Annotated in this window: 12 protein-coding genes and 1 tRNA gene; 7 read left to right on the forward strand and 6 right to left on the reverse strand. The window is 75.5% G+C overall.

The window, feature by feature from the left end:
- Positions 1-50: 50 nt before the first annotated feature.
- The gene (gene pgi, locus AB0N76_RS02490) at positions 51-1,712 is read right to left on the reverse strand and encodes a glucose-6-phosphate isomerase (RefSeq protein ID WP_363552304.1); all 1,662 of its coding nucleotides are present in this window, start codon (positions 1,710-1,712) and stop codon (positions 51-53) included.
- Between the two features lie 269 nt (positions 1,713-1,981).
- On the reverse strand, positions 1,982-3,565 hold the full coding sequence (locus AB0N76_RS02495) for a Na+/H+ antiporter (protein ID WP_363552306.1): 1,584 nt from the start codon (positions 3,563-3,565) through the stop codon (positions 1,982-1,984).
- Between the two features lie 201 nt (positions 3,566-3,766).
- Between AB0N76_RS02495 and AB0N76_RS02500 the strand changes: the two genes are divergently transcribed.
- Both AB0N76_RS02500 and AB0N76_RS02505 read left to right on the forward strand, forming a co-directional pair.
- Positions 3,767-4,675 carry an NADP-dependent oxidoreductase gene (locus AB0N76_RS02500; RefSeq protein ID WP_363552308.1) on the forward strand — a complete coding sequence of 303 codons (909 nt, stop codon included), beginning with the start codon at positions 3,767-3,769 and terminating at the stop codon, positions 4,673-4,675.
- 65 nt (positions 4,676-4,740) lie between these two features.
- Positions 4,741-4,814 (forward strand) — tRNA-Lys (locus tag AB0N76_RS02505).
- A 79-nt stretch (positions 4,815-4,893) separates the two neighbouring features.
- Here the strand turns inward: AB0N76_RS02505 and hemC are convergent.
- Both hemC and AB0N76_RS02515 read right to left on the reverse strand, forming a co-directional pair.
- Positions 4,894-5,829, reverse strand: coding sequence for a hydroxymethylbilane synthase (hemC, locus tag AB0N76_RS02510; protein ID WP_363552310.1), 936 nt, complete (start codon positions 5,827-5,829; stop codon positions 4,894-4,896).
- Between the two features lie 17 nt (positions 5,830-5,846).
- Positions 5,847-6,611 carry a DUF2306 domain-containing protein gene (locus AB0N76_RS02515; protein ID WP_363552312.1) on the reverse strand — a complete coding sequence of 255 codons (765 nt, stop codon included), beginning with the start codon at positions 6,609-6,611 and terminating at the stop codon, positions 5,847-5,849.
- A 283-nt stretch (positions 6,612-6,894) separates the two neighbouring features.
- On the opposite strand from AB0N76_RS02515, the gene AB0N76_RS02520 reads away from it, so the two are divergent.
- The 3 genes from AB0N76_RS02520 (at position 6,895) to AB0N76_RS02530 (ending at position 9,310) form a co-directional block, all read left to right on the forward strand.
- On the forward strand, positions 6,895-8,124 hold the full coding sequence (locus AB0N76_RS02520) for a sensor histidine kinase (protein WP_363552314.1): 1,230 nt from the start codon (positions 6,895-6,897) through the stop codon (positions 8,122-8,124).
- The gene (locus AB0N76_RS02525; RefSeq protein WP_363552316.1) at positions 8,121-8,849 is read left to right on the forward strand and encodes a response regulator transcription factor; all 729 of its coding nucleotides are present in this window, start codon (positions 8,121-8,123) and stop codon (positions 8,847-8,849) included. The genes AB0N76_RS02520 and AB0N76_RS02525 overlap by 4 nt, the downstream gene beginning before the upstream one ends.
- A 98-nt stretch (positions 8,850-8,947) precedes the next feature.
- Complete coding sequence (locus AB0N76_RS02530; protein ID WP_363552318.1) at positions 8,948-9,310, forward strand: MerR family transcriptional regulator; 363 nt, start codon at positions 8,948-8,950, stop codon at positions 9,308-9,310.
- A gap of 39 nt (positions 9,311-9,349) precedes the next feature.
- Here AB0N76_RS02530 and AB0N76_RS02535 read toward each other — a convergent pair whose 3' ends face one another.
- Positions 9,350-10,951 carry a glycosyl hydrolase family 18 protein gene (locus AB0N76_RS02535; RefSeq protein ID WP_363552649.1) on the reverse strand — a complete coding sequence of 534 codons (1,602 nt, stop codon included), beginning with the start codon at positions 10,949-10,951 and terminating at the stop codon, positions 9,350-9,352.
- A 305-nt stretch (positions 10,952-11,256) separates the two neighbouring features.
- On the opposite strand from AB0N76_RS02535, the gene AB0N76_RS02540 reads away from it, so the two are divergent.
- Positions 11,257-14,502, forward strand: a complete 3,246-nt coding sequence (locus AB0N76_RS02540; protein WP_363552320.1) for a S41 family peptidase — start codon at positions 11,257-11,259, stop codon at positions 14,500-14,502.
- 51 nt (positions 14,503-14,553) lie between these two features.
- Here AB0N76_RS02540 and AB0N76_RS02545 read toward each other — a convergent pair whose 3' ends face one another.
- On the reverse strand, positions 14,554-14,769 hold the full coding sequence (locus AB0N76_RS02545) for a hypothetical protein (RefSeq protein ID WP_363552322.1): 216 nt from the start codon (positions 14,767-14,769) through the stop codon (positions 14,554-14,556).
- A gap of 234 nt (positions 14,770-15,003) precedes the next feature.
- Here AB0N76_RS02545 and AB0N76_RS02550 point away from each other — a divergent pair, with 234 nt between their 5' ends.
- Complete coding sequence (locus AB0N76_RS02550; RefSeq protein WP_363552324.1) at positions 15,004-15,801, forward strand: phosphoribosyl-dephospho-CoA transferase MdcG domain-containing protein; 798 nt, start codon at positions 15,004-15,006, stop codon at positions 15,799-15,801.
- The last annotated feature ends 10 nt before the right edge of the window (positions 15,802-15,811 follow it).

Consider the following 15,811-nt stretch of genomic DNA (forward strand, 5'->3'; position numbering starts at 1 on the left):
CGGACGGGTCCGGCCGGCCCGGCGGGGCGGACCGGCCGGACCCGGTGGGCTCAGCGGCCGCGCAGCGCGCGGTAGCGGGCCACCAGCTCGGCGGTGGAGCTGTCCAGCCGCTCCGCGCCCTCACCGGTCAGCAGCACCGGCTCGATCCGCTTGGCGAGCACCTTGCCCAGCTCGACGCCCCACTGGTCGAAGGAGTCGATGTTCCAGATCGCGCCCTGGACGAACACCTTGTGCTCGTAGAGGGCGACCAGCTGGCCGAGCACCGACGGGGTCAGCTCGCCGGCCAGGATGGTGGTGGTCGGGTGGTTGCCCCGGAAGGTCTTGTGCGGGACCAGCTCGGCCGGCACGCCCTCGGCGGCGACCTCCTCCGGCGTCTTGCCGAAGGCCAGCGCCTGGGTCTGGGCGAAGAAGTTGGCGAGCAGCAGGTCGTGCTGGGCGACCAGGCCGGGCAGCAGGTCGGCGACCGGCTGGGCGAAGCCGATGAAGTCGGCCGGGATCACCTTGGTGCCCTGGTGCAGCAGCTGGTAGTAGGCGTGCTGGCCGTTGGTGCCGGGGGTGCCCCAGACCACCGGGCCGGTCTGCCAGCTCACCGGGTTGCCGTCGCGGTCCACCGACTTGCCGTTGGACTCCATGTCCAGCTGCTGGAGGTAGGCGGTGAACTTGGACAGGTAGTGCGAGTACGGCAGCACGGCGTGCGCCTGGGCGTCGAAGAAGGCGCCGTACCAGACCCCGAGCAGGCCGAGCAGCAGCGGGACGTTCTCCTCGGCGGGGGCGGTCCGGAAGTGCTCGTCGACCAGGTGGAAGCCGTCGAGCATCTCGCGGAAGGCGTCCGGGCCGATGGCGATCATCAGCGAGAGGCCGATCGCCGAGTCGTAGGAGTAGCGGCCGCCGACCCAGTCCCAGAACTCGAACATGTTGGCGGTGTCGATGCCGAAGTCGGCGACGCCCTCGGCGTTGGTGGACAGCGCGACGAAGTGCTTGGCGACCGCGTCGGTGCCCGCCCCCAGTCCGGTGAGCAGCCAGTCCCGGGCCGAGACCGCGTTGGTGATGGTCTCGATGGTGGTGAAGGTCTTGGACGCGACGATGAAGAGGGTCTCGGCCGGGTCGAGGTCGCGGACGGCCTCGTGCAGGTCGGCGCCGTCCACGTTGGAGACGAAGCGGACGTCGAGGTCGCGCTGCGCGTAGGAGCGCAGCACCTCGTAGGCCATGGCGGGGCCGAGGTCGGAGCCGCCGATGCCGATGTTGACGACGGCGCGGATCCGCTTGCCGGTGTGGCCGAGCCACTGCCCGCCGCGGACCTGCTCGGCGAACGCGGCCATCTTGTCGAGCACGGCGTGCACGGCGGGGACGACGTTCTCGCCGTCGACCTCGACGACGGCGCCGCGCGGGGCGCGCAGCGCGGTGTGCAGCACGGCGCGGTGCTCGGTGGTGTTGATCTTCTCGCCACGGAACATGGCGTCCCGCAGGGCGGCGACGCCGGTGGCCTCGGCCAGTTCGCGCAGCAGCGCCAGGGTCTCGTCGGTGACGAGCTGCTTGGCGTAGTCGACGTGCAGGTCGCCGACCTGGAGGGTGTAGCGGCGGCCGCGCTCCGGGTCGGCGGCGAACAGCTCGCGCAGGTGCGTCTCGCCGAACTCCTCCCGGTGCTTGCCGAGGGCGGCCCACTGCGGGGTGCGGTCCAGCGGGGTACGGGCGCCGGCGCGGGTCTCCGACATCGGTTGCTCCTCGATTCATCTGGGTGCAGATACCGGCAGCGCCAGGCGGGAGGGTTTCGCGAGGTCGTGCGGGTACTGGGGGTGCGCCGACTCCGTTGACGGCGCTGCCCGGGGGCCAGCCTATGCAACGCCGCGACCCCCGGCGCACATTCCGTTCGTCGGCGTCCGGTCGGGTGGCGCGCCGTTCGGCCGCACGTCGCGGGCCGTTCGGCCGGGCGTCGCGGTCCCGACGCCGGACGGGGCCTCGGGCGCGGCGCCCGGACGGCCCGTCACTTCCGTTCGGAGCGCAGGTCCAGGCCGCGCAGCACCTGGTCGACGAGTTCCGGGTCGGCGCCGGCCTCGGCGCGGGCGATCAGCATCTCGCGCCGGGACGCGGCGATCATCTCCTGTTCGACGCTGTGCGCGGCGCGCCACTGGGAGAGCCGCTGCTTGGCCTCGGCGGCCTCCTCCTCGGCGTAGTTCTCGGGGCAGAGCCGGGCCAGCCGGTCGTGCTGACGGTCCCGCAGCCGGTCGGCGACCTCGGCGGGCAGCTTGTCCTGCTCCTCCAGTTCGCCGAGCCGCCGCAGGCCGGCCTTGGCGGCCCGCCACCAGAGCAGCCGGACCTGCTGCTCGTGCCGGTCGTGGTCGAGGTCGAGGTGCAGCCGCTTGGCCAGCCAGGGCAGGGTGAGGCCCTGGACCAGCAGGGTGAAGAGCACCACGCTGAAGGCGATGAAGACCAGTCGGCCGCGTTCCGGGAAGTCCGCGCCGGAGTCGAGGGTGAGCGGGATGGCGAGGGCGAGGGCGACGGTGGCGACCCCGCGCATGCCGGACCACCAGAGCACCACGCTCTCCCGCCAGCTGATCGGGGTGTCCTCCTCGGCGCCGGAGCGCAGCCGCTGGGAGAGCCAGCCGGCCGGGAGCAGCCAGAGCAGCCGGACCAGCACGACGACGGCGATCACCACGGCGGCGTCGCCGAGCATGCCGGTCCAGCCGGAGCCGGCCTCCTTGAGGACGGTGGCCAGTTCGAGGCCGATCAGGCCGAAGGCGACGCCGGTGATGAGGATCTCGACGATCTCCCAGAAGGCGTTGCCGACCAGCCGGTAGGAGACGGCGTCCGCGTCGGCGGCCCGTTCGGCGAGGTAGAGCCCGCAGACCACGACGGCCAGGACGCCGGAGCCGTGGATCTCCTCGGCCAGGGTGTAGGCGGCGAAGGGGACCAGCAGGTTGAGCGCGACCTGCTGGGTGGGGTCCTCCAGGTAGGAGGCGAGCTTGCTGTTGAGCCAGCCGAGGACGACGCCGATGACGACCGCGAGGACCGCCGAGAGGACGAAGCGCAGCACCGCGCCGCCGGCCGAGAAGTCGCCGCCGACCACCGCGTCGATGGCCAGCGAGTAGACGACGATCGCGGTGACGTCGTTGAACAGGCCCTCGCTCTCCAGGATCGCGACCAGCCGGCGGGGCAGGCCGACGCTGCCGGCCACCGCGACGGCGGCGACCGGGTCGGGCGGCGAGACCAGGGCGCCGACCGCGATGGCGGCGGCGATCGGGAGGCCGGGCAGCAGCCAGTGCACGGTGCCGGCCACGGCGATGGTGGTGACCACGACCAGAGCGACGGCGAGCAGCAGGATGGAGCGGATGTTGGCCTTGAAGTAGCGGACCGAGGCGCGCCGGGCGACGGCGAAGATCAGCGGTGGCAGGACCAGCGGCAGGATCAGCTCGGGCTCGATGGCGATGTCGGGGATCTGCGGGATCAGGGCCATGGCGATGCCGAGCAGGGTCATCAGCACCGGTTGCGGGACGCCGGTCCGGCGGGCCAGCGGCATGGTCACCACGGAGGCGAGCAGCACCAGGAAGAACAGGGGCAGCTGGCCCACGGGGGAGGTCCTCTCGGTGGCGTGTCGGCGGTGTGCGGGGTCGAACGGGGTCGGGCGGGGGCCGGGCATGGCCCGGGCCGCCGTCGAGGATAAATCCGACAATGGGCTCAACTGTGGCGGCGCGCCGGGGAGGGGTTGACTTCAAGTGCGCTTCAGCTCCGAGGATCGGTACCCGGCGATCGATCCAGACAGGAGCTCTCCATGAAGGCAGTGACCGTCCCCCGGTTCGGCGGCCCCGAGGTGCTGCGGGTGGCCGCGGTGCCGGACCCCTCCCCCGGCCTGGGCGAGGTGCGGGTCCGGGTGTACGCCGCCGGGGTGCAGCCGGTGGACCTCGCGATCCGCGAGGGCTGGGCCCCGCCCGGCGCCGAGGTCGCCCCCGGGCTGATCCCCGGCAACGAGTTCGCCGGGGTGGTCGACCGGCTCGGACCGGACAGTGGCGGCTGGGCGGTCGGGGACGAGGTCCTGGGCTTCCGGCTGCTCGGCTGCGCCGCCGAGCTGGTCACCGTCGACGCGACCCGGCTGGTGCGCAAGCCGGCCGGGATGCCCTGGGAGCAGGCCGGGGCGCTGTCCGCGTCCGGGCAGACCGCGCACCTCGCGCTCGGCGCGCTGAAGGTCGGCGAGGGCGACACCGTGCTGGTCCACGGCGCCGCCGGCGGGGTCGGCACGGTGGCCGTCCAGCTGGCCCGGGCCTGGGGCGCCACGGTGATCGGCACCGCGAGCGAGCGCAACCACGACTACCTGCGGGAGCTCGGCGCGATCCCGGTCGCGTACGGCGAGGGGCTGGTCGAGCGGGTGCGGGCGGTGGCGCCGCAGGGCGTGGACGCGGCCTTCGACGCGGCCGGGCGGGGCGCCCTGGAGGCCTCCGTCGAACTGGTCGCCGACCGCGGCCGGATCGGCACCGTGGTGGACTACCCGGGGGCGGAGCGGCTCGGCGCCGTGGGGATCCGCGGCGAGCGGACGGCGGCCCGGCTGGCCGGACTGGTCGGCCACTGGGAGGCGGGCCGGCTGCGGCTGGAGATCGCCGAGACCTTCCCGCTGGAGCGGGCGGCCGACGCCCACCGGCTGGTCGGCACCGGGCACGTCCGGGGGAAGGTCGTCCTGGTGCCCTGACCGGGCCCGCCCGGCCCGATTCGGTGTTTCGGCCCCTGACCAGGTAATGTCTTCCTCGTCAGCAGGCGCCGCTAGCTCAGTTGGTTAGAGCAGCTGACTCTTAATCAGCGGGTCCGGGGTTCGAGTCCCTGGCGGCGCACAGACAGCCGGAAGGCCCTTCGCGAGAGCGAGGGGCCTTCCGGCGTTTCCGGGGTGCCGGGCCGACCGGGCCGCCCCGGTCAGTGCGGGATGGCGGCGATCAGCTCGGAGGCGCCCTGCCGCTTGAGGGCGAGGGCGGTCGCGGTGCCGAGGTCCTCCGGGGTCAGCGAGCCGGCCCACTCGTGGGCGTCCAGGATCCGCTTGCCGTCCGGGGTGAAGACCCGGCCGCGCAGCGAGAGGCGGCCGTCCGGCTCGGCCTTGGCGTAGCCGGCGATCGGCGAGTTGCAGTGGCCCTGGAGCACGTGCAGGAACATCCGCTCGGCGCTCGCCTCGCGCCAGGTCGGGTGGTCGCCCAGGCCGGTGACCGCGTCGATGGTGGCGGTGTCCTCGTCGCGGCACTGGAGGGCGAGGATGCCGGCGCCGATCGGCGGGCACATCGCCTCGACCGGCAGGACCTCGCTGATCCGGGCGGTCTCGCCGATCCGCTCCAGCCCGGAGACCGCGAGCAGCAGCGCGTCCGCCTCCCCGGCCGCCAGCTTGGCCAGCCGGCTGTTGGCGTTGCCGCGCATCGGCACGCACTCCAGGTGCGGGTGGGAGGCGGCGAGCTGGGCCCGGCGGCGGACCGAGGAGGTGCCGATCCGGGTGCCGGGCGCCAGCTCGTCCAGGGTCAGGCCGCCGGGGTGGACGAGCGCGTCGCGGATGTCGTCGCGGCGCAGGTAGGCGGCGAACACCGTGCCGGCCGGCAGCGGGCGGTCGGCGGGCACGTCCTTGAGGCAGTGGACCGCGAGGTCCGCCTCGCCGGCGAGCAGGGCCTCGTCCACCTCCTTGGTGAACGCGCCCTTGCCGCCGAGCCGGGCGAGGTCGCCCATCCAGCGGTCGCCCGAGGTGGTCACCGGCACCACCTCGGTCCGCACCCCCGGATGCAGGACGGCGAGCTCGGCCCGGACCCGCTCGACCTGGGCGAGCGCCATGGGCGAGGAGCGGGAGACGATGCGGATCAACTCTGCGGTGGTCATTGCTGGATGATAGGTGGTCAGGTCGCGGTCCCGGCGGCGTGGTCACCCGCTCGGCGGGCGGGGCGGCGGGTCGGCGGCGGTCCGGGGATCCGGGCGAGCAGGTGTTCGGCCACCACCAGGTTGATCAGCCAGCAGGTCCAGGCCGCGGTGGCGTAGGCCTGTTCGAACGGGACGCCCGCGGCGGCCATCGAGGGCAGCCAGATCCGCAGCGTCGCGGCGGCCATGATCAGCGCGAACGAGCGGGTCGCCCAGGCCCGGTGCCGGACGTGGTCGCCGCGCCGTGCGGTCGTCCAGGCCAGCGTCGAGGAGAGCAGCAGCAGGACGGCGAGCGTCCCGAAACCGATCGGCGCGACCGGGCCGACCAGGCCCTTGGGCGCCAGCAGCAGGCCGCCGACGCCGGTGACGAACACGGCGGCGAGGTAGATCCGGCCGGTCACCCGGTGCAGGGCGGGGCGGCGGGAGCGCAGCCGGGGCAGGAACTGCCAGGGGCCGAGCAGGATCGCCAGCACGCCGCCGCCGACGTGCAGCACCAGCGGGATCCGGTTGGCCAGGTAGACGGCGCGCTGCTCGTCGAGGAAGACCTCCGGGTCGAGGGTGAGGTAGCGGCCGGTGAGCAGGGCGGTGAGGACGGCCAGCACGGTGACCGTCAGCCAGCCGGCCCGGCGGGCCCGGCCGCGGCGCGGGGACCGGTCGGCGGCGGGCGGTGCGGGCGGCGGCGTGGGCGGGATCGGAGGGGCGGTGGCGGTGGCGCCGGTCGGGGCGCGGGGGTCCGGAGCGTTCATGGCCCGGACGCTACGGACCGGACCCGCCCGGCCGCGTCCGCCCGCCGGGGTGCCCGGTGCTGCCCCGGACGGACCGCCGGGCACCCCGGTGGGCGGGCGCGGCCGGGGCGCGGTCCGCCGGACGGGCGGGGCCGGAATACCCCACCAGGGCGATGCGCCGCCCGGACGGCCGTCGCTACCGTACGGCCCGTACGCCCGCACCGCCGCGCGGCGGTCGCCGCCCGGTCGCCCCGGCCGCGCCCGGTCGCCCCCGCCGTCCGCCGCCTCCCGAACCGGAGCCGCCATGAGTCCGCCGCCCGCCACCCGCCCGCTCCCGGCCCACCCGCTTCCGGCCCACCCGCTCGCGGTCCGCCTGCCCGGTCCGCGGCTGCCCGGCCTGCGGCTGCCCGGGCTCCGCACGCCCGCGGCCCGGTCCGGCCGCTGGGACCTCGCGCTGGCGGGCGCGTTCCTGGCCCTGGCGACCGTCGAGCGGATCGGCGCCGCCGACACCCTGCGCGCGCCGCTGCCGCTCGCCCTGGCGCTCGGCGCGGCCGTCGCCGTCCCGCTGGCCGTCCGGCGGACCCACCCGCTGGCCGGCTACCTGATCGGCTCGGCCGCGCTCTCCGCGGAGGCGCTGTTCGTGCTGCCCAGCCCCGTCTCGCCGTACGCCAACCTGATCGGCCTCTACTCGATCGGTTTGTACGCGACCCGGCGCCGGGCCTGGTTCGGGCCGTTCGCCGCCCTGCTCGGCATGGCCGCCTACTTCGCCGACCTCGGCCACGCCTACCCCGTCATCCCCACCGGCGTCCTCTTCCTGTGGCTGCTCGGCTGGGCGGTCGGCTACGGGACGGCGCGGCGGGCGGAGGAGCGGGAGGCCGCCCGGCTGCGGCTGCGCCAGCAGGTGGTGGCGGAGGAGCGCGCCCGGCTGGCCCGCGAACTGCACGACTCCGTCGGCCACACCCTGAACGTGATGCTGGTCCAGGCCGGCGCCGCCCGGCGACTGCTCGACCGCGGGCCGGAGCGCACCCGCGAACTGCTCACCGGGATGGAGCACACCGGGCGGGAGGCGCTGGACGACCTGGACCGCGTGCTCGGCCTGCTGCGGCGCGGCGCCGAGGACGCGGCCGGGCCGGATCCGCGGCCGGCGCAGCCCTTCCAACCCGGCCTGGCCGACCTGGGCCGGCTCACCGACCGGCTCGGGCAGGCCGGCCTGCGGGTGAGCGTGCTGGTCGACCCGGCCGCCCACCGGGTGCCGCGCAGCCTCGACGTGTCGGCGTACCGGATCGTCCAGGAGGCGCTCACCAACACCGTCAAGCACGCCCGGGCCGGGTCGGTCACGGTCACCGTCCGCTGCGCCGGGGGCTCGCTGGACGTCGAGGTGCGCGACGACGGGCGGGGCGCGCCCGCCGGGTACGCGCCCGGCCGGGGGCTGCTGGGCGTCGCCGAGCGGGTGTCGGTGCTCGGCGGCCGGGTGGAGCACGGGCCGGGCGAGCCGGGCGGTTTCCGGCTGCGCGCCGTGCTCCCGATCCCGTGACCGGCCCGGGCGGCGTCACCGGCGGTTCCGGACCGGGCCGCCAGGCGGTCCGGGTGGTGGTCGCCGACGACGACGCGCTGCTGCGCGCCGGGGTGTCCCTGGTGCTGGAGACCGACGACCGGATCGAGGTGGTCGGCCAGGCCGCGGACGGGCTGCGGGCGGTCGCGCTCTGCCGCGAACTGCTGCCGGACGTGGTGCTGATGGACGTCCGGATGCCCGGCGTCGACGGGGTGGAGGCGACCCGGCGGATCACCGCCGACGGGCTGCCCACCCGGGTGCTGATGCTGACCACCTTCCACCACGACGACTACGTGTGGGGCGCGCTGCGCGCCGGGGCGGCCGGCTTCCTGCTCAAGCGGGCCTCCGCGGAGCGGCTGATCGACGCGGTGCACACGCTGGCCGCGGGCGAGTCGGTGCTGGACCCGGCGGTCACCCGGGACCTGGTCGCCCAGGTGGCCGGCCGGAGCCCGGCGGGGCCGCCGCCGGAGCCGGCGGACGCCCGGCTCGCCCAGCTGACGGCGCGCGAGCGGGAGGTGCTGCGGCTGGCGGCGGAGGGGCGCTCGAACCGGGAGATCGCCGCGCTGCTCGTCCTCGCCGAGTCGACCGTGAAGACGCACATGAAGCGGATCCTGACCAAGATCGACGCCCGCGACCGGGCCCAGGCGGTGGCCTTCTCCTACCGGGGCGGGCTGATGGCGGCGCGCGATCCGCTCGGGGATTGCTGACCCGCCGTCAGGGGCGGGCGGCTATCCTCGAAACCGGCCCCCGCACCGTCGTTCGGGGGCGACGCGACGGGGGTCGACGCGACTGAGGTGGGGAGCCCATGCGGATCGGCGAGCTGTCCGAACGGACCGGGGCGTCCCGGCGGCTGCTGCGCTACTACGAGGAACAGGGGCTGATCGCGGCCGAGCGCTGCGCCAACGGCTACCGCGCGTACTCCGAGCCGATCGTGGACCGGGTGCTGCAGATCCGCGGACTGCTCGACGCGGGGCTGCCGACCAGGATCATCAAGCAGATCCTGCCCTGCCTCAACACCCCCAGGGCCATCCACTTCGAGCACGCCACCCCGGAGATGATCGCCACCCTGGAGCAGGAGCTGGCCGGGATGAGCGCGCGGATCGACTGCCTGACCCGCAACCGGGACGCGATCGCGGAGTACCTGGCGACGGTCCGGGTGGACCACTGAGCGGCGGACCGCTCGGCACCGGCCCACCCGGACCTCCGCTCAGCGGCGGAAGTAGGAGTCGAAGTTCTTCGAGAACTCCCGGCCGCCGAACTGGTCCCAGTTGATCGACCAGGTCATCAGGCCGCGCAGGCCGGGCTGGGCGCCCGCCTTCGGGACGTAGCTCCCGCAGTTGGCGAGCTTGGTGAGGCAGTCCAGCGCCTTGTTGACCTCGGCCGGGGCGACGTAGCCGTTGCCCGCGTTGGTGGTGGCCGGCATGCCGATGGCGACCTTGCCGGCGGGCAGCGGCGGGAAGACGTTGTTGGCGTTGCCCGCCACCGGGAAGCCCTTGAGCAGCATGTCGGTCATCGCGACGTGGAAGTCGGCGCCGCCCATCGAGTGGTACTGGTTGTCCAGGCCCATGATGGAGCCGGAGTTGTAGTCCTGGACGTGCAGCAGGGTCAGGTCCTCGCGCAGCGCGTGGATCACCGGCAGGTAGGCGCCGGCCCGCGGGTCCTGGCCGCCCCAGGGGCCGGAGCCGTAGTACTGGTAGCCGAGCTGGACGAAGAAGGTCTCCGGGGCCATGGTCAGCACGAAGCCCGCGCCGTACTTGGCCTTGAGCGTCTTGACCGCCGAGATCAGGTTGACCACGACCGGGCTGGTCGGGTTCTTGAAGTCGGTGTCGCCGGTCTGCAGGGACAGCGAGTGGCCCTCGAAGTCGATGTCCAGGCCGTCCAGGCCCCACTTGTCGATGATCGCCGAGACCGAGCCGACGAAGGCGTCCCGGGCGGCCACGGTGGTGAGCTGGACCTGGCCGTTCTGGCCGCCGATCGAGATCAGCACCTTCTTGCCCTTGGCGCGCTTGGCGGCGATGGCGGCCTTGAAGTCGGCGTCGGACTCGGCGGTCGGGCACTCGGCGACCGGGCAGCGGTTGAACCGGATGTCGCCGGAGGTGACGGAGGTCGGCTCGCCGAAGGAGAGGTTGATGAAGTCCCAGGAGTCGGGGACGTCGGCCACCCGGGTGTAGCCGGCGCCGTTGGCGAAGCTGGCGTGCAGGTAGCCGACCAGGGCCTTGCCGCCGGGCGGCGGCGTGGTGGGGGTGACGGTGGGCGTGACCGTCGGGGTCACGGTGGGCGTCACCGTGGGCGTGACCGTCGGCGTCACGGTGGGGGTCACCGTGGGCGTCACGGTCGGGGTGACGGTGGGCGTCGCGGTCGGGCTGGGGGCGCCCGGGCCGTCCAGCGAGACGTCGTCCGCGTAGTAGGTGCCCTGGCCGTACCAGCCGTGGGTGTAGACGGTGGCGCTGGTCTGGTTGGCGCCGGTGGTGAAGGAGACGCTCAGCTTCTGGTACGCGCCGCCGGTGCCGGGCGTCCAGGTGGAGGTGCCGCCGTCCACGCCGAGGTAGACGTACGAGCCCTTGAGGTGGGCGCTGAGCGTGTAGGTGGTGTTGGGGGCGACCGTGACGGTCTGCGCGCAGCGGGCGCTGTCGCTCGCCGAGGCGGCCCCGGCGAGGGCGTAACTCCCGCTGTGGGACTGGCCGGTGACGACGCTGCCGGTGCCGCCGGCGCAGCTCCACGGGCCGAGGGCGCCGCTCTCGAAGCCGCCGTTGACCAGGAACTCGCCGGCCGAGGCGGTGGGCGCCAGGCCCAGGGTGAGACCGATCATGGTGGCGGCGGCGACGGCCGAGGCGGTGCCGGCCGCGAGCGCGGCGCGGCCCCGGCGGGCGGGCGACGGCACAGTGTTTCTCGTGCGCATGTGGGGACTCCTTGCGGAGGGCGCGGGTGTGGGGGACGTCCGGGGCAGGCCTGGGCGCGCGCCGGTGGTGGGGGAACGGCGCGGCCGAGTCTGCAAGTTGGACTAGACCACTGAAGTGGATCCGGCCGTGCGGTGTCAATGGTCCAGACCGGTTCCGGAGCCCGGTCCGGCTCCTTCCGGTTGCCGGGCGTGACACCCCGTCGAAGCATGGAAGGGTGACGTCGCCCGGCTACCTCCGCTACCCCCACCTGCGCGGGGGCCTGCTGGCGTTCACCGCCGAGGACGACGTCTGGCTCGCCCCGCTGGCGGCGGCGGGTGACGACGGCGGCACCGGCCGGGCCTGGCGGGTCAGCTGCGACCGCACCCGGGTCAGCCACCCCCGGCTCTCCCCCGACGGCCGCGTCCTCGCCTGGACCAGCTGGCAGAGCCTCTCCCCCGAGATCTGGACCGCCCCGGTGGACGGCGGCGAGGCCGTCCGGCTCAGCCACTGGGGCAGCCAGGACACCCGGCTGCGCGGCTGGCTCCCGGACGGCGAGCTGCTCGCCGTCACCTCCTTCCACGAGCCCTTCGGCCACTACACCTGGGCGCACGCCCTGCCCCCCGACGGCAGCCCCGGCCGCCGGATGCCCTGGGGGCCGGTCGGCGACGCCCAGGTCGGCCCGGCCCACACCGTGCTGCTCACCGGCGCCGCCCCGCACGAGCCCGCCGCCTGGAAGCGCTACCGCGGCGGCGCCACCGGCCGGCTCTGGGTGGACGGCCTGCGGATCCTGCCCGACCTCCCCGGGCACCTCGCCTCGCCGATGCCGGTGGCCGGCCCCGACGGCGACCGGATCGCCTTCCTCTCCGACCACGAGGGCATCGGCAACCTCTACTCCTGCCGCCCCGACGGCACCGGCCTGCGCCGGCACACCGACCACGCCTCCTACTACGCCCGCGAGGCGGCCACCGACGGCACCCGGATCGTCTACCAGCACGCCGGCGACCTCTGGCTGCTGGAGAGCCTGGCCGCGCCCGCCCCGCGCCGGCTGCGGGTCCCGCTCGGCGGCGCCCGGGCCGGCCGGCGCCCGTACCAGGTGAGCGCGTCCACGCAGGTCAAGGACCTCGCCTGCGACCAGACCGGCCGGGCCGGGGTGATCACCGTGCGCGGCAGCCAGTACTGGCTCACCCACCGGGACGGCCCGGCCCGGGCGCTCGCCGACACCCCCGGCGTCCGCACCCGGCTGCCGGTCGTGCTCGGCCGCACCGGCGAGGCCGGCTGGATCACCGACGCCGAGGGCGAGGACGCCGTCGAACTCGTCCCGCTGCCCGGCCACGAACACGCCCCCGGACCGCACGGCCGCCGGCTGCTCGCCGCCGGCCGGCTCGGCCGCGTCCTGGAGCTCACCGCCGCCCCCGACGGCGCCCACCTCGCGGCCACCGCCTCCGACGGCCGGCTGCTGCTGGTCGCCACCGCCGACGGCGCCGTCCGCGAACTCGCCGCCTCCGGCCACGGCCCCGTCTCCAGCGCCCGCTTCTCCCCCGACTCGCGGTGGATCGCCTGGTCCCAGCCCGCCGCCGGACGGTCACTGCGCCGGATCCGGCTCACCCCCGTCGACGCGCCCGGCCCGGTCACCGACGTCACCGACGGCCGGTTCGAGGACGAGCAGCCGGTGTTCACCCGGGACGGCCGCTACCTCGCCTTCCTCTCCTGGCGCGGCTTCGACCCCGTCCACGACGTGCACACCGGCGACCTCTCGTTCCCGCTCGGCTGCCGCCCCTACCTCGTCCCGCTCGCCGCCGACACGCCGTCCCCGTTCGCCGCCCCCGCCGAGGACGGCGCCCCGCAGGGCGACGGCGGCGGCGACGGCACCGTCCACCTCGACCCCGCGGGCATCGGCGAGCGGCTGATCCAGTTCCCGGTGCTGGCCGGCAAGTACTCGGCCACCGACGCCGTCCGGGGCGGGCTGGTCTGGCTGCGCTGGCCGATCTCCGGCACCCTCGGGCAGACCTTCACCAACCCCGACGACACCTCCGGCCGCCCCTCCCTGGAGTACTTCGACCTGGCCCGCGCCAGCCGCTCCACGCTCGCCGACAAGCTCGACGGCTACGCCGTCTCCGGGGACGGCGGCTCGGTCGCCGTCTACGCGTCCGGCACCCTGCGGATCGTCCCGGTCACCGCCCCGTCCGCCGCCACCACCGTCGACCTGCGCCGGATCACCCACACCGTGCACCCGCCCGCCGAGTGGCGCCAGGCCTACGCGGAGGCCGCCCGGATCGTCCGCGACCAGTTCTGGGACCAGGGCATGTGCGGGCTGGACTGGCCCGCCCTGGTCGCCCAGTACGAGCCGCTGCTGGCCCGGATCGCCGGCCCGGACGACTTCGCCGACCTGCTCCGCGAACTCCTCGGCGAACTCGGCACCTCGCACGCCTACGTCACCCCCTCCCGGCGCGGCGAGGGCCCCGCCCTCGCCCAGCAGCCGCTAGGCCTGCTCGGCGCCAACGCCCACCGCTCCCCCGACGGACGCTGGCTGGTCCACCGGGTGCTGCCCGGCGAGTCCTCCGACCCGCGCGCCCGCGCCCCGCTCGCCACCCACGGCGTGCTGGACGACGACGAACTGCTCGCCGTCGCCGGACGGCCGGTCGACCCGGTGCGCGGGCCGCTCCCGCTGCTCGCCGGCACCGGCGGCACCAGCGTCGAACTCACCCTGCGCCGGGGCGGGCCCGACGGCACCGTCCGGCGGATCACCGTCACCCCGCTCACCGACGAACGGCCGCTGCGCTACCAGGACTGGGTGGTCAAACGGCGCGCCCTGGTCCGGGAGTTCAGCGACGGCCGGTGCGGCTACCTGCACATCCCGGACCTCGGCGGCTCCGGCTGGGCGCAGTTCAACCGGGACGTGCGGCGGGAGATGGACAAGCCCGCGCTGGTCCTGGACGTGCGCGGCAACGCCGGCGGCAACGTCTCCGAACTCGTCCTGGAGAAGCTCACCCGGCGGGTGCTGTCCTGGGACTTCAGCCGGGGGCGGGAGCCGGTCCGGTGGCCGCGCGACGCACCGCGCGGGCCGGTGGTGGCGCTCGCCGACGAGGCCACCAGCTCGGACGGCGACGTCATCATCGCCGCCATCCGGCTGCTCGGGCTCGGTCCGGTGGTCGGCAACCGGACCTGGGGCGGGGTGGTCGGCATGACCGGGCGGCACACGCTCGGCGACGGGACGCAGATCTCGGTGCCGAAGAACGCCTCCTGGTTCACCGGCGGGCTGGGCTGGTCGGTGGAGAACCGGGGCGTCGAACCGGACGTGCACATCCTGCGGGCGCCCGCCGACTGGGCCGCCGGGCGGTACCCGGAGCTGGTCACGGCAGTCCGGCTGGCGCTGGAGTTGCTGGAGGACGCGCCGGCCGCCGTCCCGCCGCCGGCCGACACGCCCCGGCCGGACCTGCGGCGGCCGCCGCTGCCGCCGCGGGAGCGGTGGCGGCAGCGGTGAGGGCGCGCCCGGCGGCGGGCGCGCCCCTCAGGGGTGATCCGGGCGGGGTGGTCAGCCCCAGGGGTCGCCCTCGGCCGTCATGTCCGCGCGAGCCCGCTCCTCGGCCTCCTGCTCGCTGATCGCGGCACTCTCCCGGGCCTCCCGGGCCTTCTCCGCCTCGACGCTGAACGCGTCGGCGGCCTCGTCGTGCGCGAGGGCGGCGCGCTGGGCGGCGGCCTCCTCGGCGGCGTGCGGCGCCCTGTGGCGGAACCTGTCGAAGATGCCCATGACTCCTCCTCCGGACGAATTCCGGGCTGCCCCCACTCTCACACCGCCACGCCCCGCCCGCATCCGCTACATGACCGGCGGCCCGGCCCCCCGGGGCCCGGCGGTGTCGGGGTGGTGTCGGGGGCGTTGAGTCCTTGGTCCCGGGTGGAGGCGTCGAAAGGCCGTAGTCACCCCGGTGGGGCGGGGGGAGGGTGGAGTCGTCAGCCGGTCCCGATCCCACCCCTGGAGCCCGCCGTGACCGTCGCCGCCCGCCCCCACGTCCCCCGTCCGAGCGAGGAACTGCACGGCGGACCGCGCCGCCTGGTCGGACCGCTGGCCGCGCTCGACGGGCGGCTGCCCGGCGTCCACGACCTGCTCCTGGTGCAGTGCCCGAGCTCGCTGCGCCCGCTCGGCGGCGGCGCGCTGCCGGACTGGGCGCGCCAGGTGCTGCGGGCGCACCCGTGGGTGACGGTCGGACGGGCGTCGGCCCTGGTCGGCGCGCCCGCCGACACCCCGCACCCGGTGCGCTGCACCCGGGACGTGTCGGCCACGCCGGAGACCTGGCTGCCGGTGACGGTGCGCGGCCCCGAGCGCGGGCAGCGCCTGGACGCGCTGGCGCCGCGCGCGGCGGTGGCCCGCACGCTGCGCCCGGAGCAGTTGCCGGGCCGGATCGGGCTGCTGCCGGCGGAGCGGGTGGCGGCCGTCCCGGCGCTGGTGGTGCTGCCGCTGGTCGGGCAGCTGGTCATGGACCACCGGCTGGCCTGGGGGCCGATCGGCGCGATCGGCTACGAGTTGGCGACCGGCGAGCCGGTGGCCGGTCCGCTGAGCCCGCTGCGGCTGGTGCTGCGCGCGCCGCAGCCGGTCAGCCGGCGGGACGCGCTGCAGTTGCGGCGGGCGCTGAGCCGGCTGCGGGTGCCGGTGCAGGCGGAGCTGGAGACCCGGCACGGCGCGGTGCTGCTGGCCGAGTACGCGGCCGCGCCGCCGACGCTCACCCTGCTGACGCCGGACGGGCCCCGGGAGGTCCACGATCCGTGGTTCCCCCGGGGCCGGTGAGCGGCGGCGC

This window comes from Kitasatospora sp. NPDC093806 (assembly GCF_040683335.1).
In the GTDB taxonomy this organism is placed as follows: Bacteria; Actinomycetota; Actinomycetes; order Streptomycetales; family Streptomycetaceae; genus Kitasatospora.